Genomic DNA, 24,310 nt, shown 5'->3' with positions numbered 1-24,310 from the left:
TAGACAAACATTTGTACAGCGGGTGAGTGCTGATATTTTTTTGAATGTTAACGTCAACATTAATGAACACTAGTCGTCTGCCATGGGCAAATCAATGGAGGGTAGACCAATGTCTAGAGTAATGAATGAGGCGAGGCCGATGCTACGAAACCTGCTGCGTGCGCCCAGCCCTTGTAGGAACCCGACTTCGTCGGGCGATAGCCTTTAGTGGCTCGATCATTGCTGATCGCCCAATTAATTGGGTGCTTACAAATCCCACGCCCACATAATCCTGTGGCGTCTTTCAGCCGCTTTAGAAACCAGGCTTGTCTCTGCGTCTCATTTTGTCTCCCTCCCTTTACCCTGCGTCCCAAAGTCGGTTTATGGTCTTGGCGGCTGCTTCCCGCGTTGTTAAAACGGCCTAAAACTAAAACCGGTATGGGCGTTTCCTGTCATGCCCTGAAGCGATGTCTTCCCCACCGAACCTTGTCGCTATTAACCCGGGATTTAAAGAGGGATAGCATGAATAAAACGTATCGACTCGTCTGGAGTCTGGCCAGCCATACTTGGCGTGTGGCACCGGAGAGTGCTTCGCGCCGTGTCACTGATGGTGGGGCTCGAAGCGTCTTGGGTAGCCTGTTGCTGGTCGCGGTGCCGTTGCAGGCGGCGGAGTTGCCGTCGAACGGACAGGTTGTCGACGGGGAAGCAAGCATCAAGCGCCAGGGCGATAGCCTCACCATTGAACAGAACAGTCAACGAGCGGCCATCGAGTGGGATGAGTACTCCATCGGCGAGGGCAGCACCGTACGCTATGACCAGCCTGGGACCGATGCCGCCGCCCTGAACCGCGTTACCGGCGACCGGGTCTCCGAGATTCGCGGTGCCCTGGAAGCCAACGGCCGGGTGTTTCTGGTCAACCCTAATGGCGTTCACTTCTCGCCCTCCGCTCGGGTCGATGTCGGCTCGTTGGTGGCCTCAACGCTGGATATATCAACCGAAGACTTCATGAACGGTGATTATCGCTTCGAAGGCGGCAGCGCCAATGCGGTGATCAATCAGGGCAATATCACTACGGCTGAAGGTGGCACGGTGGCGATGATTGCCGCCGAGATCGTCAACACCGGTGCCATCGAGACCCCAAGGGGCAATACCCTGATGGGGGCGGGCAGTACCGTCACCCTGGATCTGGGTGGCCCGGTCCAGATTGAGGTGGAAGAAGCGCGTCTCGACACAGAGATCAAGCAGGGCGGCGCGATCCGCGCCGATGGCGGGCGTGTGCTGCTCACCGCCAAGGCCGCCGATGAGTTGACCGCCAGTGTCATCAACCACTCGGGCATTACCGAGGCGAAGACGCTGGCCAGCGGTGAGAATGGCGAGATCAAGCTGATGGGCGATATGGACAGCGGCCGCGTCGAGGTGGCGGGTCGGTTGGACGCCAGCGCCCCCGAAGGCGGCGATGGCGGCTTCGTCGAGACCAGCGCTGCCGAGGTCAGTATCGCCAACGAGGTGCAGGTCACCACCCGTGCTGCTGATGGGCCGGAAACGAGCGGCGAGACCGGCGAATGGTTGATCGACCCCACTGACTTTACTGTCAGCGATGGCACGGACTCGCAGAGCGACAGCGGCATCGGCGCCGAGACGCTGTCGAGCAATCTGGCGAATAACGACATGACCCTGCAAACCGTTAACTCTGGCACTGAGAATGGCGATATCAACGTCAATGCCGCCGTCGACTGGGATGCCGATACCACTCTGACTCTCGACGCCCACGGTGACATCAACCTCAATGCTGCCCTGACCGCCACCGGCAACAGTGCCGGGCTGGCGCTCGACTACGACGGCGAGGATTACCACGTCAACGCGCCGGTGACTCTCTCCGGCGCCAACGCCAGCCTGTCGGTCAACGGCACCGATTACACCCTGATCCAGACTGTCGACGACCTTCAGGCCATGAACGATGACCTCGGGGGGCACTACGCCCTGGGTCAGGATATCGATGCCAGCGCTACCTCGGGATGGAACGGCGGCGAGGGTTTTGTGCCCGTGGGTGGGATCCCCACGACCTTGGAGGCCTTTCAAGGTGTCTTCGATGGCCTTGGCCATGCCATCCAGGGATTGCACATTGATCGTGGCGGTGAGGAGTTTGTCGGCCTGTTTGGTAGTGCCCTGGGTTCGCGGGCCTTGATGCGCAATGTCGGGCTGGTGGATGTCGAGGTCACGGGTGGCGACTATGTCGGTGGGCTGGTGGGGTACAACCTGGCCGAGAGTCGTATCGAGAATGCCTACGTTGGCGGTGATGTCTCTGGCGCCGAGAACACCGGTGGGCTGGCAGGAGCCAATGATGCCTCCATCCGCAATGCCTATTCCACGGTCCGTGTGGATGGCACTAGCGCTGGCGGACTGGTGGGTGCCAATGGCGGCAGTATCGATCAAGCCTATGCCACTGGTGCTGTTACGGGAAATTTCAGGGGCGGCCTGGTCGGCATCAATAACAATGGCAACGTCACTGAAGGCTATTACGCCACCACCGATGCCAATGGCAATGATATCAACATATATAACGACTCCGGCCAGGGTGTCGGGGTGCGCTACACCCAAATGGCCAATCCGGACACCTTCAGTGACTGGGATTCCTCAGGAAGTTGGGCTTTCTCCACCGACGCCGGTATGCCCGGCTATCAGGTCAGCCTGCCCTATCTTGAAGGCGTCACTCGCCAGCAGGACCTTCGGACCACGCCCCTGTTCGAGGACGGCACCGGTACGTCGGGCGACCCCTTCATCCTCACCGACTGGCAACAACTGCACAACATCAAGCGCAATGACGATGTTCTCACCAGTGGTTACCACTTTGACCTGATCAATGATCTCGACAACGGCACGGTCGGCTATGCCGATCTGGCCAGCCCCATCGCCAATGGTGGCAAGGGCTGGGACCCCATCGGCGATAGCATCGATGCGTTCAAGGGGACTTTAGAGGGGCAGGGGCATCGCGTCGGTGACCTGACCATCGTCCGTCCCGACGAGGACCATATCGGGTTGTTCGGCGTCTTGGGCAGCAGCAGCACGATCCGCAATATCGAGATGGCCGATGCCGATATTACGGGCAGAGACTACGTCGGTAGTCTGGTTGGCACGACCTCCGGCACCGGCAGTGTCAGGGATGCCTTTGCCAGTGGCCACGTTGCCGGTGAGTTTGCGGTCGGGGGGATGATCGGCAGCAACAGCGGCACTCTGGAAAATGCCCGTGCCAGCGTCGATGTCGAGGGCGACAATAGCATCGGTGGACTGGCCGGGGAAAACGGTGGTGACATGGCCAGGGCGTATGCCACGGGTCAGGTCACCGGCGACGACCGGGTTGGCGGGCTGATAGGGCGTGCCACGTCGGCTGAACTCAACGATGTTTATGCCACGGGGGCTGTCAACGGCGAGACAAGCGTTGGTGGTCTGGTGGGCCGCAACTCATACAGTACCATCAATAATGCCTATGCGACGGGCTCGGTGACAGGCGGAGAATATTACGTGGGCGGGCTGTTCGGCAGCGATACGTCCGGTACTGTCAACGACAGCTACTACGCCACCACCGATGCCGATGGCAATGCCATCGATGGCGGCTACACCAACAGCGTTGGTACGCCCAGGACTCGCCTGGAACTGATGAACCCGGCGACGTTCGAGGGCTGGGACGAGGCTATCTGGAACTTCGGCGGGGACGCCGATGTGGATGGCTACCAGATCGCGCTGCCACTGCTGGATGGCGTCACACCGGTGGCGGATCGCGTCACCGATACCCTCTTCCAGAGAGGTACCGGCATCTCGAGCGACCCTTACATCCTCACTGGCTGGCAGCAGTTGCAGAACGTCAATTTCAATGACGATGTGCTGGGCGGTGGCCACCACTTCGCGCTTGTCAATAATCTCGACAGCGGAACGTCCGGCTACGCCGATCTGGCGGGTGAAAACGCCAATGGCGGCAAGGGCTGGGAGCCTGTTGGCGATGATGGGGCGCCATTCACCGGTACCTTCGATGGCCTGGAGCGTGTGATCAGCGATCTCACCATCGACCGTGGTGGCGAGGACTACATCGGCCTGTTCGGCACCACCACCGGCGGCAGCGTGATCCGCAATATCGGACTGCTCGGGGGCAGTGTCACTGGCAACGATTATGTCGGCGGTTTGGTTGGGGACAACAATGGCAGCATCACGAATGCTTCTGTGACCGGCACGGTGAGGGGAACGGGTACCTATAATGTCGGCGGTCTGGTTGGGCGCAACGATGGCAGCATCATGAATGCCTATATGACCGGGACAGTGAAGGGGAGCGAGCAAGTCGGCGGTTTGGTCGGGATTAACTGGGACAGCATCGCAAACGCTTATGCGTCGAGTGTGGTGACGGGTGACCAGTATGTCGGCGGTTTGGTTGGATATAGTTTCAATGGCGACATCGAAAACGTTTACGCGACGGGGACGGTGACGGGTCAAGAAGGTGTTGGCGGTCTGGCTGGATTCATTTTATCCGCCGATCTCTCAAATGCCTATGCGACGGGCGCGGTGACGGGTAACCAAGATGTCGGCGGCCTGGTTGGGGGCGGCACAAGTACCTCTGACAGTTACTACGCCACCACTGACGCCGGTGGCAATGCCATCGATGGTGGCTACACCAACAGCATCGGTGCGCCCAGGACTCGCCTGGAACTGATGAATTCGACGACGTTCGAGGGCTGGGACGAAGCTATCTGGAATTTCGGCGGGGACGCCGATGTAGATGGCTACCAGGTCGCGCTGCCGTGGCTGGATGATGTCACGCCGACGGCGGGTCGCGTCACCGATACCCTCTTCCAGAGCGGTACCGGCACCTCAAGCGCCCCTTACATCCTCACCGACTGGCAGCAGTTGCAGAACGTCAATTTCAACGACGATGTGCTGGGCGGTGGCTACCACTTCGATCTTGCCAACAATCTCGACAGTGGAACATCCGGCTACGCCGATCTGGCGGATGAAAGCGCCAATGGCGGAAAGGGCTGGGATCCTGTTGGCGATGACGGGACGCCATTCATCGGAACCTTTGACGGTCTGGGCCATGCGGTTTCACAGGTAACCATCGACCGCCCAAATGATTACGCTATTGGACTGTTTGGCCGGATAGAAAATGCCACTCTTCGTCGGCTTGGCCTGGAAGGCGTTAGCGTTAGGGGAGGAGCCCCAACAACAGGCGGTGGGATAGGCGGGCTGGTAGGGTATAACGATAGCGGTACGATCAAGGACGTCTACGCTACTGGCAGCGTCACTGGCGAGTTTGAGAAAGTCGGCGGCCTGGTGGGGTACAACGACGGCGGTACAATCATCCAGAGCTATGCTGCTGGTGATGTTTCATCAGACGTGATATTCGCAGGCGGATTGGTGGGGTACAACGTCGACGGTACTATCAGCCAGAGTTACGCCACCGGCGATGTATCAGTAGATGACTATGGCGCCGGAGGATTGGTCGGGACCAATTTAAATGGAACAATTACCCACTCCTACGCCACCGGCGATGTATTAGCACCCACGAATGCGGGCGAGCTAGGTGGATTGGTGGGGTGGAACTCCCAAGGCACAATCTCCCATACCTATGCCACTGGTAATGTATCAGAGGGATACTCGAGACTCGGTGGGTTAGTAGGAAATAACAACGGTACTGTCACCGACAGTTTCTATGCCACCACCGACGCCGATGGCAGTGCCATCGATGGTGATTACACCAACAGTGTCGGCAACGGGCAGCCATACGCGAAACTGACCCAGCTCGATACGTTCTCGGCCTGGGGAGACGATATCGATGTTCGGGGCAGCACCGATGCGACTTGGCGCCTTTATGAAGGCCATACCACACCACTGCTGCGCAGCTTTCTGACGCCAGTGACCGTGACTCCTGATGTGTCAGACAAGACCTATGACGGCAGAGCCGCCATTGGAACCGCCGACTATGCCACTGACGTGTTCGGTGTGGCGCTGGATGGCCACCTGGACTACACAACCGATAGTGCCGGTGCTGGTATCTACCGCTTTAAAGATGGCAGCCTCTCGCTGTCGGGACTCTACTCCGGGCAGCAGGGCTATGATGTCAATTACGACTCAGCCAGTTTGACCATCGAGCGTCGTCCTGTTGTGGTGACTGCGGATGATCAGAGCAAGGTCGAGGGTAGCGCCGATCCGACGCTCACATGGCAAACCGGTTGCGGAGTACTGACTGCCGATTGCGGCCTGGTGGCGGGGGAGTCGCTACAGGGTGCCTTGACCCGTGAGACAGGAGAAAGCACGGGCAACTATGCCATCGAGCAGGGCACGCTGGATAACGCCTCGAACCCGAATTACGCCATCGATTTCGAGCCTGGCCGGTTCATGATCGCAGCGTCTACCCCTGAACCGCAGCCGGATGACACCTTCCCCTTACCGGCTCGTAATAGCATCGCCGCTCTGCAGCAACTTACTGTGGAAGGTGATGCTGAAGAACAAGCAGGCACCATCATCAGCACCACTTCTGATAGCGGGCAGAGGTTGTTAGCGGTGGGCAGCGATTCTGGTAGGCAGGCCAGCGCGAGCGCCGCCGGTGGCCCACAGATAAGGGTAGTGAATGGCGGGATTGCACTGCCTGCTATTCAAGAGGCCCCGGCTTCCGGTGACCAGTAATTTTTCGGGACGATTTCACTCATGATGCACGACAAGACCTCACGCGCTTCCTTGACCACCGGACTGGCCTTGTTGGCGGTGACGCCTGCTCTGGCTCAGACGCCACCCGACGCGGGACAGGTGCTGCAACAAAGCCAGGATAGGCAAGTCGCTCCGCTGGAATCTTCCGTTGAACTTGAACTCGACGGCGAGCCGCTTACTGAAGACGAGCCCGGTGGCGCTGAGGTGACGCTCCAGGAGGTTCGCTTTCGCGGCAATACGCTGTTCGATGCTGAGCGGCTGCGCGCGGTACTCGGTGAGGCCGCTGATCAGCCTCAGGATATGGCAGGACTTCAGCAACTGGCCAACCGTATCAGCCAATTCTACCGCGATAACGGCTACCCCTTCGCCCGTGCATTGCTGCCAGCCCAGGACCTGGGTAGTGGCGTTCTTACCATCGAGGTGGTCGAGGGGAACTACGACCGCGTTTATACCAGTGGCCCTGAGCGGCTTGCCAACGAACTCCAACCCTGGCTTACACCGCTGGAACCCGACACGCCAATCGCCTCTGCCCCGTTGGAGCGCCGGTTGTTGTTGCTGGGCGACCTGCCTGGTGTGGCAGCAACGCCTGTCATGCGCCCCGGTCGCCGTACTGGTACCGGTGAGCTGGAGGTTGAGGTACGGCCGACGCAACGTGTGACAGGCTTGGTCGGTGCCGACAACCATGGCAGCCGTTATTCAGGCGAGTATCGGGGGCGCACCCGTATCAATATGAACCGCCTGGCTCGGATTGGGGATGAACTTAGCCTGACGGCGCTATACAGCAGCGAGGATACCTGGCTCGGTAACCTGCGCTACGAGTCACCGATTGGCGTCAGTGGTTTGCGCGGTGCGCTGGGCTATGCCCACACTGACTATACGCTGGGTCAGGGCTTCGAGGGCTACACCGGCACGGCGGATGTTTATTCGGCTGAGTTGCATTATCCGTTACTGCGTCGTCAACAAGGCAACGTATCCGTCAGTGCTCGCTACCAGTACAAGGAACTGGACGATGAAGTCGAGTTTGCCGATTACCGCCGCGCTACCGAAAGCCATGGCCTGCCGCTGAGCCTGGAGTTCGATGCTCGCGACGCGTTAGGACAGGGAGGCATCACCTTCGGTGCCTTGACCCTGACCCCGGGCACGCTGGAACGCTCGGCACCGGGGATGGCCAATAGTGACTATGGTTTTACCAAAACGACCCTGGATGTGGCTCGCCTGCAGGCACTGGGCAATGGCTTTGAAGTGTATGCTCGTATTAATGCACAGTGGTCGGACCGCGACGACCTGGACAGTTCAGAAAGCTTCAACCTTGGCGGGCCTAACAGCGTACGCGCTTACCCGGTCGGCGAGGGCTCTGATAGTCGCGGCTGGCTGGCTCAGTTCGAAGTGCGTTACAACGCGGGCTGGGGCTTTGCTCCCTATGCGTTCTATGATGCCGGGCGCACGCCGGACGGCGGTGAAGACCCGGGCGAGGCGCGTGAGCTTGCCGGGGCTGGTGTCGGGCTACGCTACCGAGCCGGGGATTTCACGCTAAACGTTGCCAGCGCTTGGAAAACGCAGGGAGGCGACGCCCAGTCGGAAGGCCGCCAGCGCGACCCTCGGGTATGGGCCAGTATGAGCTATCGCTTCTGATATGATGTTTTCAAGTTCAAGTAAATAGTCTGGCAGGAGTGACGGTAATGCAGACTAGTGATCCTCTACCCAACACATACTTCGACAGCGATTTCCTGACACCGGCGGAGCGTTTTGAGGCTTGGCGAGCGAGCGTCATGCCGATGTTCGATGTGGCGCCGCTGCCCCAGGCTGACGAACATGCGTTTCAGGCACAGGCCGAGATGTACCAGTTGGGAGATATCGTCGCGGGGACTGTTTTTACTCAGGCGCAGCAGTTTCGCCAGGCGCTGGTAAGCGAGCGTACCGACCATGTGCTGGTTCAGCTTCACTTGTCAGGTGGTTATCGGGGGGATCTGGACGGTAATGATGTACGTGTCACCCCAGGCTGTGTGTCGTTAATCGACTTGTCCCGCCCATTGCAAACCCTTGCCAGCGATACCCATATTGCCAATGTCGTCGTGCCTCGTAGTCATTTCGATGCGCGCCCGGAGTTCTTGAATAATCTTCATGGCATGGTGTTGTCACCCCAACGAGGGGCCTTTCTGGCGGAGTATCTCAACGCATTGATGACCCGCTTACCTCACCTGGAACAAGATGAGGCAAAAGACGTGGCGGGGATAACCCGCGATATGATCCTGACCTGCGCCCATTGGGACATCAGTGCCCGCGAGCGCATAGGTCCAGAGCTGCGCAATGTGTCGAAACAGCGGGTGCAGCATCTCATCGAACGCTATCTGACATCGCCGCGACTAACGCCGGACTGGCTGTGCCACAGCGCCGCCATTTCTCGCTCGCAACTGTATCGCCTGTTCAGCGATGAAGGCGGTGTGGTGCGCTATATACAGTACCGGCGCATGGCCTATTTGCGCCGTTGCCTCGAAGATCCTCGGGAAGACCGCAGCATTCATGAACTGGCGGCCCATGGTGGTTTCGGAAGTCCTGCGCATTTCTCACGGCGCTTCAAACAGCTCTATGGCATGTCACCCCGAGACTGCCGTCATATCACTCTGCATCAGGCGCGTGAGGCTGCATCGCCAGACACTCCAGAACTGAGCCGTTGGGCGCGTCAGTTAGGTCGTTGATAACCCTCATTGACCTTTGCCGAGCCTCTGCCGTCGTTGGGCTCTGCCAATTGATTGGGCCTTGTGCATTTGCTGATCTCAATTTATTTAAGCGTGTCGTCTTTCCTGCATGATGCCCATGCTTATTAAGTTGGCAATCTCTTTTTCTAGTTCATCGTAAAAGGCAGCTGAGACATTACTCAGCGGTCTGCGTTTAGATTTTAGAAGGGCAATTTCCCATTCTATTGTTGGGTCAAGAGGTTTGGAGACGACATCAGTACCTGGCAGTAATAGTTCAGCAATGGGGTCAACGACGGCAATGCCTACCCCTCGATCGACCAGTGCACAGACGCCGCGCATAGGACGAATTTCTGCTGCGATGTTCCTTTTTATATCAATAGTTTGCATGATGTAGTCTACCCGGGATCGTAGCGGGCTATCAGGCATCAATTCGATAAAGGTCTGGTTCTGTAAACTGGTGATTGGCACGGTGTCGAGCGTTGCCAACGGATGTTGTCGGTGCATGATACAGCGGGCAGAACAGCGCGCTAAGCTAGTCACGCTGGCACCATAGGTATCGGCTTCAAGGGTAATGCCAAGCGCCATATCGCAGGTGTTATTATCGATCATCTTGAGTAGTTCCTGCATGCCTACATCGATCAGGCGAACCCCGACTTTGGGGTGTCGCTCTTTGAACCGTTTAATCACATCAAGCAGAAACGTATCGCAAAAGATCGGTTGTGCAGCGATCACAACGTTTCCGACTTGATTGTTGGCGATGGCTTCAGCATCTTTTTGAGTGTCGCGTATGCTCGATATCAACCGAAGTGCTGAGTCGTGGAAGGCGAACGCTTCGGCGGTTGGTTCAATCTGGTTACGTGTTCGCTTGAAGAGAACAAAACCAACTTCTTCCTCTAATCCGCTGAGAAGGCGGCTTACCATCGATTGGCTGATTGCCAATGCATCGGCGGCGGCCTTTGTAGTGCCATGCTTCATAAAAGCATCGAAGGCCTCGATCTCTTTGAGTTTCATTTTTCCTCCCCAGGGCTTATCGCCAGGCACACACATTGACGGTATTGGCTGTTTTGCCAATTACATCCAACGTGCCCTAAGTCTCTGACGTGTATTTCCACTCATATCCACATCCTAAACCATCGTTTGGCATGCAGTTTTGTAGTCTTGCTAGTACAAATATGCATGCTGAGCCATTTTATTGCAATTATTTTCATAGCTGTCTATGCTGAGTTTGTTCGTTTGGTGTGTAGCACTGAGTGCCCAGACGTAGCGTAAGCAAAAATAATCAAGGAGACAGGAATGAAACGCATATTGAACCTCGCTGCCGTGGGTCTAATGGTGACGTGTACGGCCCAGGCGCAAAGCTATCCGTCCGAAGCCGTAACGCTGGTCGTTCCCTATGGCCCTGGTGGTGCCTCTGACCTTGCTGGTCGAGCGTTGGCTGAATCCGCTCGGGAGTTCCTTGGCGAGCCGATCACGGTGTCAAACCAGTCCGGCGCTGGGGGGATGACCGGTGCCCGTGCGGTCTCGGAGTCTGAACCCGATGGTTACACCCTGTTGCTGGCTCGAGTGGGCATGGCGCTGTCACCCGCCGTGAACGAGAACAGCAGCGTCGATTGGGACGAGTACACTTTTCTTGGTTCTCTAGAAGCCACACCGATGATTCTGGCGGTAGCCGAGGATTCTCCCTACGAAAGCGTCGAGGAGTTGCTTGAGGGAGTCGAAAGCAATCCAGGTGCTATGGCCTATGCGGCTTCAGGCGCGACCGCTATTGATGGCTTTACCGTGCAGACACTACTTTCTGACGCCGGAATGGATCCCCTCTCTGCGGCGACGCTGGTGCCATTCCGTGGTGGTGGTGCTTTGGCAACTGCGCTACTCGGTGGGCATGTTGATTTCTTGGCGATCGCCGCTGGGTCACTGATGCCGCACATTGAGAGCGGCGACATGCGTCCCCTAATGGTTTACGCACCGGAGCGCATGGACTCGTTGCCTGATGTTCCCACCGCTGAAGAGCTTGGCTATGAACTGGCCGGACAAGTCGTCGGCTGGAGTGCCCTGTATGGTCCGCCCAACCTGCCCGAAGAGGTCGTGACGACTTGGGATGGCGTATTGGCAGAGGTCGCTGAGAGTGACAGTTGGCTGAGTCGTGCTGATGACCGTGGATCGATCTCAACGATCGGTAGCGTCGATATGGCGACTTATGCCGAAGAGCAGTATGAGTTCTATCGCGGTCTTGCTGAAGAATTTGGCTACCTGGAGTGATCAGTGGCAGACGTAAGTCATCCGACTTATGAGGCGATAACAAGCATTGGGAGGGGCATATGGGTATTACACGCGGCGTGATCGTAACGGTGCTGTTTGGGTTAGTGCTGTTTGTGCTAATCCCTATCTACGTGCCCCGCCCAAACTTCATTCCCGGGTTTGCACCACCCCCAGATATGTGGCCAAGGGCGGTCTCAATTCTTGGAATGTTGCTCGGCTTACTATTGCTTGGACTGTCGCTATCCAAGAAAACCGAGGCAATCGCCGACCCTGAGGCGGCCAGCGAGATCCGTGGTGATACACCATTGCGTACATTGCTGGCACGTTTCGGTTTGGCAGTGCTGGCCTTCGCGTTATTCGTGGTTGCTGTTGAGCTGCTTGGCTTTCTTCTAGCCTGCATCCTTTTACTGGCTGCCGTGCTCGTGTTGACAGGCTATTGGCGTCATAAATGGATATCGTTGAGCGTTGCCGTGGCGCTACCGCTTTTACTCTATTTGTTCTTCTCCAGCGCGCTCAATACGCGCTTCCCTGCCGGCACTTTGCTCAAAGCTTTAGGCTTCTGACGCACCGCGCACTACAGGAACCATCACCATGCTCAATGACCTGTTGATTGCCTTTCAGGCAGTCGCAACGATCGAAAATTTCCTGATCATGGCCGCGGGTATCTGGGGCGGCGTGATCATCGGTGCCATTCCTGGCATGACTGGCACCATGGCCGTAACGCTTGCGCTTCCTTTTACCTTTTATATGCAGCCCATCCCCAGCATCCTACTGTTGGTCGCACTCTACAAAGGGTCGACTTACGGCGGTTCGGTGTCGGCGATTCTCATCAAGACTCCTGGCACTGCGTCGGCAGCCTGCACAACTCTGGATGGCTACCCGCTAGCCCGCCAGGGTAAGGCGGGGAAGGCACTCAACATGGCGCTGTACTCGTCGTGCACAGGTGACTTCATCTCTAATATCTCGTTGATTTTTATTGCGGCACCACTTGCCCTGCTTGCACTGCGAATCGGGCCGCCCGAATACTTCATGCTGATGGTATTCGCACTGACGACAGTGTCCGGGGTATCGGGTCGCTCGCTTATTCTGGGGCTGGTATCTGCTTGCTTGGGACTTTTGTTGGCAACCGTCGGTGAGGATATGTATGGCTCCTTCCGTTTCGACCTCACCATGGACATGCGGGGTGGCTTGGCGGTGGCTCCGGTGTTAATCGGGCTGTTCGCAATTCCTGAGCTGCTGAAGATAGTGGTGTTTCGCAATACTGATACCCAGAAAGCCATGCAGCTAGGCGACAATCGCGTTACCCGCGAAGAGTTTCGCCGTTCTCTTAAGTCGATGCTTAAAGGAAGCATGATCGGTGTGGTCATGGGGGCCATACCGGGTATTGGGCCGTCAGCGGCGGCATTTTCGTCCTACGGTGAGGCCCAGCGCAGTTCCAAGAACGGCGAAAACTTTGGTAAGGGGGAAGTTGAAGGCATTGCGGCTTCTGAGTCAGCCAACAATGGCTGCTGCGGCTCGACGATGATCCCGCTCTTGGCGCTTGGTGTGCCAGGCGATGTGATCACGGGGGTGATGCTTGGTGCCTTTATGATTCACGGAATGACACCAGGCCCCATGCTGTTCGAGACCAACCTTCACGAAGTCTACATGCTGTTTATCGGCATGCTGTTCTCGTCGGTCCTGCTGTTCGGCGCTGGCAAGGCCACCATGCGCTTTTTCTCTCACATTTCGCGGATTCCGCCGGGCCTGATGGCGCCCATCGTCTTGGTTCTTTGCCTATTTGGCATCTTCTCGATTTCCAACAGCATGTACGACGTCATCGTGTTGCTGGCCATGGGGGTGTTCGGTTTCTTCATGTTCTTGTTCGCGATCCCCGCAGCACCGTTTCTGATCGCCTTCATCCTGGGGCCAATGTTGGAGGAAAACCTCCGCCGTGCCCTTGCCATCTCCCGAGGTGACCCGAGCATTCTGGTTTCATCGCCTATCACCTGGTTGTTCGCCTCGCTAGCGGTGTTCGTGATTGTGATCACTATTCGCCAGCAGCTTAAGAAAGCCAAGGCCTGACACCTTACTCACTTTCAAAAGGATTAGACGTTATGCACGCCAGCAGCGCTCAGCTCCAAGATCATCCTCGGCTTGCCACTGCCGTTTCTCATCTTGAGGATTTAATTGGCTTCGATACGACCAGCGCCCATTCAAATCTCGAGATCATTGCGTACTTGAAGCGCTACTTTGACGAGTTAGGGATGGAGACCACGGTGCTTTATGACAAGAGCGGTGAGAAAGCCAATCTGATCTCCTGCATTGGTCCTAAAGATGTGCCTGGTATTGTGCTGTCTGGTCATACTGATGTAGTACCGGCTAACCCTGAGCGCTGGACGAGCGATCCGTTTCGCCTGGAGCAGCGGGGACATCGGCTATTTGGACGTGGCAGTTGTGACATGAAAGGCTTTGCTGCTTGCGTGATGGCAGCGGCCCCAGCACTGATACAAGGTCCCTTGAAGCGACCCTTCTATTTCTGTTTTTCCCACGACGAGGAAGTGGGTTGTATAGGGGCTCCGGCGATCGCGAAACACTTGGCCGGGCTGGAAGTCCCGCCTGGTCTGGCCATCATTGGCGAGCCTAGCGAAATGCACCTTATTAATGGCCAGAAGGGAAAGATTGCCATGCAGGTCACGGTGCGAGGTGAAGGGGGGCATTCTTCTTTTGCGCCACAGCACGTCAATGCCGTGGAGTATGCGTCACGTATTATCGCCATGATCAGTGAACGATCACGACGATATGAGCGAGAGGGACCTTTCGATCATGACTTTAGCGTACCCCATGCGACGGCGTTGGCGACGTTGATCAACGGTGGAGTCGCCACCAATGTGACACCTGACACCTGTGAGTTTGTTTTCGAGCTTCGAAGTATCGATCAGCAGGCTGCTTGGGGCGATATGCGGGCCTTAATTGACGAGGTGGAAGCCTCTTTGCTGCCGGAAATGCGCAATGCCTCGACAGTAGCGGGCATCGAGTGGCAGGAGCGTTTCTCTTATCCTGCCATGGACGATGCCACTGACAGCGAGTTATTTAAGCTTTTAGAGCCGATTCTGCCGCCGCGCGGCGGTAAGGTCTCTTATGGCTCTGAAGGCGGGGTGTTTGAGATTGATGGCGGCATTCCATCCGTGATCATTGGACCAGGCTCGATCCGCCAAGCTCATAAACCTGACGAGTTCATTGAGATTGATCAACTGACCCGGTGCCTCGAATTCTTCGACACCTTGGGTGGCTGGATGACACACGGATAAGGAAATCATCATGACCATTAACGCCAACCGCCTATGGCAGAACCTAGAGGCATTATCGGAAATTACCGATCCTGATCGACCATGGACGCGTCGAGCGTTTACAAAGCGTTATCAGGAAGGGCGCGACTGGCTCAAGCAGACTATGCATGCTGCTGGGCTTACGACTCGATTGGATGATGCGGGTAACTTGATTGGCACTTTGCAAGGTAGCGAACCTTCGTTAGCGCCGTTAGTCATTGGCAGCCATATTGATACGGTGCCCAGCGGAGGGCGCTACGATGGAATCCTTGGCGTTCTCGCCGGCCTAGAAGCGGTGCAGAGCCTGAAGGAAATGGGTGAACCGTTACGGCATGATGTCCAGGTTATCGATTTTCTATCCGAAGAACCCAGCGAATATGGCATCTCGTGCGTCGGTAGCCGTGGAATGGTGGGCGCTTTGACAGGCGAGATGCTCAATTTTCGAGAGCCGGGCGGTGAGCGTTTAGGCGATGCTATCCGTCGTATGGGCGGTAACCCGGATGCTTTGGTTACGCCTTTGCGGCAGCAGGGTGATGTTGCTGCTTTTTTGGAACTACACATCGAGCAGGGACGCGTACTGGAAGAAAACCACGTGCCCATTGGCGTAGTAAGCGATATCGTCGGTATTCATCGCTACGATATCGAGGTTTTGGGTCAGGCCGATCATGCTGGCACCACGCCAATGGAGTTACGTCGTGATGCACTCGCGGAAGCGGCGGGTTTGATCAAAGCGATCCAGCAAGAAGCGCAACGTCAGAGCGCCGGAGACCATTATCTGGTTGCGACAGTGGGTCGCTTGAACGTTTCTCCCAACGCGACCAACGCGATTCCAGAGCAAGTTGAGATGGTGCTGGAAGTACGAAGTAATAATGCTCATCTGCTCCAAAACTTCTTTCCACCCATTCTCGACCAAGCAAAGCGCAATGCTTCAACCCTTGGTCTTGAGATTATCGCAACGCCACTCAGTGAGGGGCTCCCGACCCCTTGTGCGGATCTCGTTCAATCAAAGATATGGGAAGCCGCTCAAGCCTGTGGCTTGAATTCCATGAGTTTGACCAGCGGTGCCGGGCATGATGCCGTCTATATGGCGCAAATCGCCCCGACTGGCATGCTGTTTGTTCCTTGTCACGAGGGAAGAAGCCACTGCCCGGAAGAGCTTATCACTCAGCAGCAAGCGTCGAATGGCTGCCGCGTGATGCAAAAAGCGCTAAAAAGTCTCGATCACTATTTAGGCTGAGACACTTTGTGGAGAACGTTTGGTTACAGAAGGTGCATTGCTGAGGCCACTAATCACCTTGGTGGCCTAGTCCTTTCTGATCGCCCGATGAATTAGGCTCTTACATCCTAACTTGCACTTACTCTCTGATCGCGTAACAAGTTTCGCTGCTACGAGACCCACCTGGACTTGGTTTTGTGGCTGCTTGCAGCTATTTCAGAGGCGGAACCAGCCAGAGTAGGGTCAGCTGTTAGTCCTTACTTCCTGTCTGTAATTGGGTGACGACTTCTATCGATAGCCCTGTAGCTTCAGCAATTTGCTCAGTGCTGAGCACGCCAAGTGCTAGCAAGTTACGTGCTGTCGTCCTTTGTGCTTCTATCTGGCCTTCTTGACGGCCTTTTTCTTCCCAGCGCTCAGGCCATTGTTTAATGCGTTCTGCCAACATGTGATGTACCTCGTGTAGCTCGTGTAAGTCATTGAACTCGGGCAGTTCCATGTCGGGTGCCCGGTTAGGCAGCAGCACGCGGCGTATCCAAACCACGAAAGCCCGTCGAAGCGGTGTCTGCTCAGATGCTTTGAGCCATTCTACCAAACTGCCCAGCACCTCCAGCATGTCCTGTTCATCGCGATTGTGTTCTAACCGAAAGAGGGCGGCTGCCACATTGCGCATCTTATCTGACCATTCAGGGTCGTTGACGATGGCACCTTCGTCCAACAGCAGGTATTCAAGGTTAGGGCAGTAGCGTTCTAACCCGCCTGGTACCCCTTCGACCAAATCAGCCACGTTTTGTGCCGCTGTCCAGCGTTGTTCTCCATTGTAGAGTACCACGGGTAAAACGGGAGGTAACTTGCCGCTTGGCGCAAAGGCATTCTGGCGTATCAGGTCCTGATAAAGCAGCCCCAGGTAGCTCATGATCCGCACGGCCATGTGCTTATCTTCACTAGACTGGAATTCTAGCAGGGGGTAAACATAGAGCCAGTTATCACCCCAGCGTACACGCCAGATGATGTCATCTTCACGGTCGCGTAGCTCATCGGTAATGTAAGAGCCGCTTACTTTTTCCAGCGTCGAAAAATCGAGCTGTTTCACCCAGTCTTCTTTTACAAAGCCAGTGAGCAAATCCCTAACCATCTCAGGATGTGAGAAAAGTAGCTTATAGCTATGGTCGTGGCGGTGGTGAGGATGGCTAACCATGGACGCTCCTGTCTCGATGGGTAAAGCTTATCATAGCGTTCTTAGTCTACGGCATACGCTCATTGCTGATCGCGCAACAAGTTTCGCTCCTACGAACCCCACCTGCACCTGGCTTTTGCCAAGTGTTTTTATTTGTGACGGGATGATTGGTGATCGTACGATGAATTGGGGCTTCTACGAACCCTTCGCCCACATAGTCTTGTGAGGGCTTCCAGCCTCTGTGGGAGCCAGACTTGTCGGGCGATCAGGCCTTCTACAGTCGATGGCCTGCGGTGGCTCGATCATTGCTGATCGCTCAATGAATTGCGCTCTTACAAACCCCTTTTCATCTGGGGGCTTCCCCCAGAAGTGCTTTGATGCGTTCGCTTTCATTGATGGCCGCTCTCCACAATTCATTCCAGCTATCCGGCGGGTTACCGTTCTTGAGCATCTTGCGGAAGATAGCGTAAGCGTCCTGTTTGCTGTCATAGGCGCGCTTGGTGGATTCGTCATTGACCCAGGCGTAGATGAGGATCTTGCTTGCAAGGTCGTAGCGAAAGAACAGCCGGTACTGTTGATAGAACTTTGCCCGGCACCAATGGGTGTGCTCTGACTCGAGGGTGTTTCCTTGACGATACTGAGGGCCAGCCGGGTCCTGTGGAATGTCGTGCTTAGCCAGCTTTACTATCGCCGCCAGACGCTTGGTGGCCGGTTTGCTGCGATATCCAAGTGGGTCCTTTTCCTGGTGTTGCTTCACCTTGTTGGTGAGCGCATCCACCTGTTCCAGGAATAGCGGATGCGCGTAGATCGTCCATCCGTTTATCTCCAGAGGGCTCATGTGTCGTCGTCGTCCTCCGGCAGTTCCTCATCGAGATCTACCTCAATGCCTGCCGTCAGATGTTCGGCCTCGGCAAAGGTGCTGGCTGTGACAGGACGAATGTTTTCCGGATGCTCCTGCAGGTCGCGCTCCAGAAAGGCCAGGAAACTGGTCATTACGGGATCTTGGCTGGACTCATCGCGGCCGCGAGTGAGCACCACTTCCCCATTGGAGCGAATCATGTAGTGAATCCGATCACGGCGATTCAGCTTCAGCGCACGACGCACCGATGCTGGAATGGTCGTCTGGTAGCGATCCGTCAGGGTGGAATCATCCTCAATGGCCGTATTCACGATTGGCCTCCGCTCAGTGGCAATGCAAAAGTAATGCATTAAAAATAATGCAACTGCATTGCGTCGTCAATGGCCGCGGAAGCCATCAATAGGTCTCTGGCGTCTGCCTGGGATGATGGCTGATCGCGCAACAAGTTCCGCTCCTACGGACCCACCTGCACTGGGTTTTGTGGTTGCTTGCAGCTATTTCAGGGGCGGAACCAGCCAGAGTAGGACCAGCTGCTAGTCCTTACTTCCTGTCTGTAATTGGGCGACGACTTCTATCGATAGCCCTGTAGCTTCAGCAATTTGCTCAGTGCTGAGCACGCCAAGTGTTAGCAAGTTACGTGCTATCGTCCTTTGTGCTTCTATCTGGCCTTCTTGACGGCCTTTTTCTTCCCAGCGCTCAGGCCATTGTTTAATGCGTTCTGCCAAGATGTGATGTAGCTCGTGTAAGGCATGGAACTCGGGCAGTTCCATGTCGGGTGCTCGGTTAGGTAGCAATACACGGCGTATCCAAACCACGAAAGCCGGTCGAAGCGGTGTCTGCTCAGATGCTTTGAGCCATTCTACCAAACTGCCCAGCACCTTCAGCATGTCCTGTTCATCGCGATCGTGTTCTAGCCGAAAGAGGCGGCTGCCACGTTGCGCACTCGGTCTGACCACTCAGGGTCGTTGACGATGGCACCTTCGTCCAACAGCAGGTATTCCAGGTTAGGGCGGTAGCGTTCTAACCTGCCTAGTACCTCTTCGACCAAATCCGCCACGTTTTGTGCCGCTGTCCAGCGTTGTGCTCCATTTTAGAGTTTTACGGGCAAAGCGGGAGGTAACTTGCCGCTTGGCGCAAAGGCATTCTGGCGTATCAGGTGCTGTTCGTTGGCTATCAAGGTGCCCAGCCTAACTATCCCCATCAACCATGAAGTCTTCGCCTTTATCGGCATCAACCAGGTGCGATTGTTGCCAAAGCCTGGATACGAGTTCCTGGATAAAGGTCCGCACGATAAGAGAGGGCCGCCGACCTGCGCGCGTAACGACACAAAAGGGCGAAGCAATTTCCACTTGATCGGGCAAGAGCGCTTTGAGCTCACCGCGCTCAACCCAATGATTGGCGTAGTAATGGGGTAAGTTTCCAATGAAATGGCCGCTCAGTATCATTAACGCCTGGGCCTCCATGTTGGAGGCATGGGCGCCAACATGGGCATTGGGGAAGCTCTTGAGCTCCTGGAGATTGGCGTAGGGCCTCACCACGAAGGGATGCTTAATCACTTCTTCAACCGTAAGTTGGCTACCGTCGCATTCAAACAGCGGATGGCGTTTCGCGCAGTAGATGCCATGCATCTCGGTGTAGACCTGACGATGTTGCAATCCTTCCATTTGGGCGGTTTCAGGCAAGATCCCGAGCTGCACCTCCCCGTTGGAGATTTCACCGATCAAACGGTCGGGGCTGCTTACATTGATATTCAGGCGCGCCTTGGGGTTTTTGCGTAAAAACTCACCAATGACGCCCTGCAGATCAAGGTCGACATCCATGATCGTGTTATCGACCACCCCTAAGCGCAGGGTGCCATAGACAGAGCTGCGTAACTCGCTCATCTCACTGTCAAAGTCATCGACCGAAGCCAGCAGTAATTTGGCGCGCTCATAGACAATGGCTCCCCGTTCGGTCAGCTCAAACCCCTGCCTTCCCCGTCGACAGACGGTAAATCCCACGCGTTCTTCAAGCGCTCGAATGTGAAAGCTGACCGCGGATTGGCTCATGTGGAGCGCCGTTTGCGCACCGGCAAAACCACGATGCTCGGTAACGGCCAGAAAGACGGAAAGACTTTTAAGATCGGCAGCTGAAAGCTTCATGAGAATGCTCTACGTTAGTGCGTTTAGCATCAATAAAACAGGAGTGAACATCGAAAGATAGCAATTTTATTGTTGCATGGTTCCTGCTTAACTCAAGGTGTTGTTGCTCAGATGGCTTGCGCCACTGAGATCCGAGCATCACTTGTCCGAGGAGATCTCCATGCATCCCACAACGGCTATTACCGCTGGTTTACTGCTCAGCGTCAGCTTTGCCTCCACCGCCCACAGCGATTTGCTCGACGATATTCGCTCAGAGGGCACGTTTACGGTCGGCACTGAAGCGCGTTTTGCGCCTTTTGAATACATTGAAGATGGTGAAATTGTCGGCTATTCAGCTGACGTCATGGAACACATCATGCCTGAGCTTGGTGAGGACGTGGAATTGATCCGCATGGACTTGCCCTGGCAAGGCATTCTGCCTGGTCTGGAGCGCGAGCGGTTTGATTATGTCGTCACCTCCGTGACCGCCACCCCGGAACGCATGGAACGCTATCACTTAAGCGCCCCCATCGCCGATGCCACCATGGCCATCATGAAACGCGCAGGTGAAGACGACATCAGTTCCCCTGAAGACATCGCGGGCAAAGTGGCGGCAGCCCAGTCGGGGTCGGCGCAATTGGACGCACTGGAGGCGTTAGCCGCCGAGCTGGAGGAAGCAGGCACGCCGGTTGAGGACATTCGCACTTACACTGGCGTCGATGAGGCCTATGCCGAGCTGGGAACCGGCCGTGTCGATGTGGTCATCAACAGCTTGCCTAACCTGCTGGAAGCCGAGCGTACGCGCCCAGAGGTCTTTGAGGTGGTCGGCACCTTTGGGGATCCGGTCTACTTCTCATGGGCGGGCCGTGATAACGAAGAGAGCGCATCGCTTAATGCCTTTATGGACGAGCAAATCCAGCGACTCAATGAAGACGGTACGCTCGCCGAGCTACAGGAAAAATGGTTCGGCTCCCCCATGGATCTGCCTGACGAACTTCCTTCCGCTGAATAACCCGCCACTACCGCTCTGAGTGCCACATGTTTGAGATTCTGCTCAACCACTATCCGGCCCTTGCTGAAGGCTTGACCACCACACTGGTGGTCTCGCTTTCCGCCATCGCATTAGGCTTGGTATTAGGTGTCTTGATGGCGTTCGGGCTGATGAGCCGTCATCGCCTATTAGCCTGGCCATGCGGCCTTTACCGGAGCTTTTGGCGAGGGACGCCCATCCTGCTGCAGTTGCTGTTGGTCTATTACCTGCTACCGGAAGTGGGCCTAGAGATAGCGCCTATTACCGCCGCAATACTGACGCTCACCTTGAACACGGCGGCGTTTCAATCGGAGATTTTTCGTAGTGGGATCAGCCACATTCCTGCGGGTCAAATAGAAGCCGCCCGAATGGCAGGCATATCTACCTGGCAAATCCGAAAGCGCATCATCATGCCTCAGGTGTTCCGCCTGACGTTGCCACCACTGACGAATGAAATCATCACTATCCTCAAAAACTCATCGCTCATCTCGGTAATTGCGGTCACGGAATTGATGCGGGTTAGCGAGCAGATTGCATCGCGTACGTTTCAGCCACTGGAAACGTACTTGGCGGCGGCGCTGCTTTACCTGGCCGTGAACCTGGTGCTGGCCCGTCTCAGCGCTTATTTGGAACGCCGCATGGTTGGCGGTCTCGCCACCGAATAAGGGAGCGTCCTGAATGTTTGATATCACCATCCTATGGGAAACACGTGAACTTATTCTACAAGGCTTGTGGAACACGGTTTGGATCTGCTTTCTGGGCTGCTTGCTGGCCCTTTCGCTCGGGTTGGTGCTTGCCGCCCTTAGGCTCGCGAACCCAAGGATATTCAGCTATCCGGTGGCTTGCTACGTCGAGCTATGCCGCGGGATTCCACTGCTGATTCTGCTGTTTTTACTCTACTACGGCGGCCCCAGTATCGGCTTGACCTTAAGCGCGAGCGTCGCTGGCGTTGTCGGCATCGGCCTGTATGGCGCGGGGTATTTTGCCGAAATCTACCGCGGCGGCTTCAAGTCGGTTCCTAAAGGGCACCTGGAAGCGGCGCGCATGCTCGGTATTTCCCCATGGCATGTGTTAACCCGGATTCAGATTCCTCAAATGGCGCGTTTAATAGTGCCGCCAAGCACCAACCAGCTAATCATTTTGGTGAAGGAGTCTGCCCTGATATCGATTATCTCGGTGAATGACCTGACCAAGAATGCAACCTCTATTGTCAATGAGACGTTCCAGGTCATTGAGCCTTACGTGGCGGTTGCACTGCTCTACTGGCTGATCATTGAGCTGATTGCACGAGGCGGCTATGCATTGGAGAAGCGCTTGGCCAACCGTCAACCACGCCCCATCGAACTACGAGGAGATACCCGCCATGCCCATGGTTGACACCTTAGCGACATCACCGTCTACCCGACAAAAAGCGATTGTCGAGGCGCAGGGCGTAAGCAAGCAATTTGGCGACCTTGAAGTGCTGACCGATATCGACTTCAGTCTTTTGCCTTCCGAGGTGGTGTGTGTGATAGGGCCTTCTGGCTCAGGTAAATCGACCCTGTTGCGTTGCCTGGCTTTTTTGGAGCCCTATGACCACGGCAGCGTTTATATAGACAGCCAACTATTGGGCTACGAGGACAGCGGTGGGAAACGCGTTCGCACCAGTGAAAAGCGCGTTGACGAAGTACGCGCCCCGGTCGGCATGGTGTTTCAGCATTTCCATTTATGGCCCCATCGCACCGCGCTTGAGAACGTGACCGAGGCGCTGCGACTGGTCAACGGCCTCTCGCGCCGGGATGCTGATGAGGAAGGCATGGCTATGCTTGAGCAAGTCGGTCTGGCCGACCGTGCCGGGCATTTTCCTGAGAGCCTATCCGGCGGGCAGAAGCAGCGAGTCGCCATTGCCAGAGCGCTGGCCATGAAACCACGGGTGATGTTTTTCGATGAACCTACTTCCGCTCTCGACCCAGAGCTGGTTGGGGAAGTGCTGGAGGTAATGAATAAGCTGGCTGCCGACGGCATGACCATGGTGGTCGTCACTCACGAAATGGGCTTTGCCGCCAAAGTGGCCGACCGCGTGATCTTTATGGATCAAGGCCGAGTGGTGGAGAGCGGCGCGCCTGACAAGCTATTCCGCCAACCCCAAAGCGAACGCCTTCAGCAATTTCTTAACACCTGGCGCGAGCGCCATATCGATTAACGGACGTACTGCGTCTATCAACCGGTGCCATTCACTTTTTACAACGTAAAGGCGATGGTCAACATCCTTGGAGAACCCTATGAATACTGCGACACCCATTGATCATGCGCGTATTGAGCAACTACCCAAAAGCAACACTGAGCCCTGTGGCCACAACCACACCCTGGACACGCCAATCTCCCCGGACGGCACGCCGGTCTTGGGGGAGCGTTATGAAGTGGCTGCCCGGGGTGGACGAGCGGTACGTCTAAAAGCGGGACAAACTATCCGCATCATCAATACCCATGGAACCCAGGTGTGCGATACCTGGGCGTTCAGCACCCACAATCTCAATGAATTCATGTCCTGGGAGCACGGTCGTGCCTGGCTCAGTGGGTTGATTCCCAAGGTAGGTGATCCGCTGATCAGCAACCGTCGCCGTCCGATCATGACCCTCACAGCAGATTCTTCTCCTGGTATTCACGATACGTTAATGGCTGCCTGCGACCTGTTTCGATATATGACATTAGGCGTCAAGGATTACCACGACAATTGTGCTGATAATCTGCGCCTGGCCATGAAAGCCATTGGCATTGATGCCCCCGAAGTTCCCCAACCGTTCAATCTGTGGATGAACATACCGGTTAATGATCAGATGAACGTTGACTGGTGCCCGCCTGTGTCCAAGCCAGGTGATTATGTCGACCTGCGCGCTGAAATGGACTGTGTCGTGGCCATGTCGTCCTGCCCTCAGGACATCATCCCGATCAATGGGGAGGACTGCGAGCCGGTAGAGGTGCACTTCGAAGTTCACGAATAAA

The 24,310-nt window shown here is 56.0% G+C and carries 20 protein-coding genes; 13 read left to right on the top strand and 7 right to left on the bottom strand.

What is annotated here, in order from left to right:
* Positions 1–501: 501 nt before the first annotated feature.
* From ADS46_RS02565 to ADS46_RS02555, 3 genes are read left to right on the top strand one after another with little or no spacing between them, the layout of a single operon-like run.
* Entirely contained in the window at positions 502–6,645 is a 6,144-nt protein-coding gene (locus tag ADS46_RS02565; RefSeq protein ID WP_066315918.1) for a GLUG motif-containing protein, read from the top strand.
* Positions 6,646–6,666: 21 nt separating this feature from the next.
* Positions 6,667–8,298: a ShlB/FhaC/HecB family hemolysin secretion/activation protein gene (locus tag ADS46_RS02560; RefSeq protein ID WP_234346750.1), complete on the top strand. Its 1,632-nt coding sequence runs from the start codon at positions 6,667–6,669 to the stop codon at positions 8,296–8,298.
* Positions 8,299–8,345: 47 nt separating this feature from the next.
* Positions 8,346–9,362, top strand: coding sequence for a helix-turn-helix domain-containing protein (locus tag ADS46_RS02555; protein WP_066315917.1), 1,017 nt, complete (start codon positions 8,346–8,348; stop codon positions 9,360–9,362).
* An 87-nt stretch (positions 9,363–9,449) separates the two neighbouring features.
* On the opposite strand, the gene ADS46_RS02550 is transcribed toward ADS46_RS02555, so the two are convergent.
* On the bottom strand, positions 9,450–10,373 hold the full coding sequence (locus ADS46_RS02550; RefSeq protein ID WP_066315915.1) for a LysR family transcriptional regulator: 924 nt from the start codon (positions 10,371–10,373) through the stop codon (positions 9,450–9,452).
* A gap of 282 nt (positions 10,374–10,655) precedes the next feature.
* On the opposite strand from ADS46_RS02550, the gene ADS46_RS02545 reads away from it, so the two are divergent.
* From ADS46_RS02545 to ADS46_RS02525, 5 genes are read left to right on the top strand one after another with little or no spacing between them, the layout of a single operon-like run.
* Positions 10,656–11,621: a Bug family tripartite tricarboxylate transporter substrate binding protein gene (locus ADS46_RS02545; RefSeq protein ID WP_066315913.1), complete on the top strand. Its 966-nt coding sequence runs from the start codon at positions 10,656–10,658 to the stop codon at positions 11,619–11,621.
* Between the two features lie 59 nt (positions 11,622–11,680).
* Positions 11,681–12,184, top strand: a complete 504-nt coding sequence (locus ADS46_RS02540) for a tripartite tricarboxylate transporter TctB family protein (protein WP_066315912.1) — start codon at positions 11,681–11,683, stop codon at positions 12,182–12,184.
* 28 nt (positions 12,185–12,212) lie between these two features.
* Positions 12,213–13,685, top strand: coding sequence for a tripartite tricarboxylate transporter permease (locus tag ADS46_RS02535; RefSeq protein ID WP_066315910.1), 1,473 nt, complete (start codon positions 12,213–12,215; stop codon positions 13,683–13,685).
* A 32-nt stretch (positions 13,686–13,717) separates the two neighbouring features.
* Complete coding sequence (gene argE / locus ADS46_RS02530; RefSeq protein ID WP_066315908.1) at positions 13,718–14,911, top strand: acetylornithine deacetylase; 1,194 nt, start codon at positions 13,718–13,720, stop codon at positions 14,909–14,911.
* Positions 14,912–14,921: 10 nt separating this feature from the next.
* The gene (locus tag ADS46_RS02525; protein WP_066315907.1) at positions 14,922–16,166 is read left to right on the top strand and encodes a Zn-dependent hydrolase; all 1,245 of its coding nucleotides are present in this window, start codon (positions 14,922–14,924) and stop codon (positions 16,164–16,166) included.
* A gap of 229 nt (positions 16,167–16,395) precedes the next feature.
* On the opposite strand, the gene ADS46_RS02520 is transcribed toward ADS46_RS02525, so the two are convergent.
* From ADS46_RS02520 to ADS46_RS02500, 6 genes are all read right to left on the bottom strand, one after another.
* Complete coding sequence (locus ADS46_RS02520; RefSeq protein WP_066315906.1) at positions 16,396–17,340, bottom strand: Rpn family recombination-promoting nuclease/putative transposase; 945 nt, start codon at positions 17,338–17,340, stop codon at positions 16,396–16,398.
* A 325-nt stretch (positions 17,341–17,665) separates the two neighbouring features.
* Positions 17,666–18,157, bottom strand: coding sequence for a type II toxin-antitoxin system YhaV family toxin (locus ADS46_RS02515; protein ID WP_066315904.1), 492 nt, complete (start codon positions 18,155–18,157; stop codon positions 17,666–17,668).
* Complete coding sequence (locus ADS46_RS02510; protein WP_156524458.1) at positions 18,154–18,489, bottom strand: type II toxin-antitoxin system PrlF family antitoxin; 336 nt, start codon at positions 18,487–18,489, stop codon at positions 18,154–18,156. Before ADS46_RS02510 ends, ADS46_RS02515 begins: the two co-directional genes overlap by 4 nt.
* Before the next feature lie 222 nt (positions 18,490–18,711).
* A complete protein-coding gene (locus ADS46_RS18935) occupies positions 18,712–19,065 on the bottom strand; it encodes a hypothetical protein (protein WP_066315900.1) in 354 nt (117 codons plus the stop codon).
* Positions 19,066–19,088: 23 nt separating this feature from the next.
* A complete protein-coding gene (locus ADS46_RS18790; protein ID WP_199825173.1) occupies positions 19,089–19,235 on the bottom strand; it encodes a hypothetical protein in 147 nt (48 codons plus the stop codon).
* Between the two features lie 130 nt (positions 19,236–19,365).
* Positions 19,366–20,319 carry a LysR family transcriptional regulator gene (locus tag ADS46_RS02500; protein WP_066315897.1) on the bottom strand — a complete coding sequence of 318 codons (954 nt, stop codon included), beginning with the start codon at positions 20,317–20,319 and terminating at the stop codon, positions 19,366–19,368.
* Positions 20,320–20,479: 160 nt separating this feature from the next.
* Here ADS46_RS02500 and ADS46_RS02495 point away from each other — a divergent pair, with 160 nt between their 5' ends.
* The 5 genes from ADS46_RS02495 (at position 20,480) to ADS46_RS02475 (ending at position 24,309) form a co-directional block, all read left to right on the top strand.
* Positions 20,480–21,310 (top strand): transporter substrate-binding domain-containing protein, encoded by an 831-nt coding sequence (locus ADS46_RS02495; RefSeq protein WP_066315894.1) that lies wholly within the window; start codon positions 20,480–20,482, stop codon positions 21,308–21,310.
* 26 nt (positions 21,311–21,336) lie between these two features.
* Positions 21,337–21,993, top strand: a complete 657-nt coding sequence (locus ADS46_RS02490) for an amino acid ABC transporter permease (RefSeq protein WP_066315891.1) — start codon at positions 21,337–21,339, stop codon at positions 21,991–21,993.
* 13 nt (positions 21,994–22,006) lie between these two features.
* Positions 22,007–22,705 (top strand): amino acid ABC transporter permease, encoded by a 699-nt coding sequence (locus tag ADS46_RS02485; RefSeq protein ID WP_066315889.1) that lies wholly within the window; start codon positions 22,007–22,009, stop codon positions 22,703–22,705.
* The gene (locus ADS46_RS02480) at positions 22,698–23,510 is read left to right on the top strand and encodes an amino acid ABC transporter ATP-binding protein (RefSeq protein WP_420706085.1); all 813 of its coding nucleotides are present in this window, start codon (positions 22,698–22,700) and stop codon (positions 23,508–23,510) included. Before ADS46_RS02485 ends, ADS46_RS02480 begins: the two co-directional genes overlap by 8 nt.
* A gap of 79 nt (positions 23,511–23,589) precedes the next feature.
* Positions 23,590–24,309 carry a DUF1989 domain-containing protein gene (locus ADS46_RS02475; RefSeq protein WP_066315884.1) on the top strand — a complete coding sequence of 240 codons (720 nt, stop codon included), beginning with the start codon at positions 23,590–23,592 and terminating at the stop codon, positions 24,307–24,309.
* Position 24,310: the final 1 nt, after the last annotated feature.

Source organism: Halomonas sp. G11 (assembly GCF_001663515.1).
Taxonomy (GTDB): Bacteria; Pseudomonadota; Gammaproteobacteria; order Pseudomonadales; family Halomonadaceae; genus Vreelandella.
The sequence above is the reverse complement of the archived record's forward strand: the minus strand, read 5'-3'. Positions and strand labels throughout refer to the sequence as shown.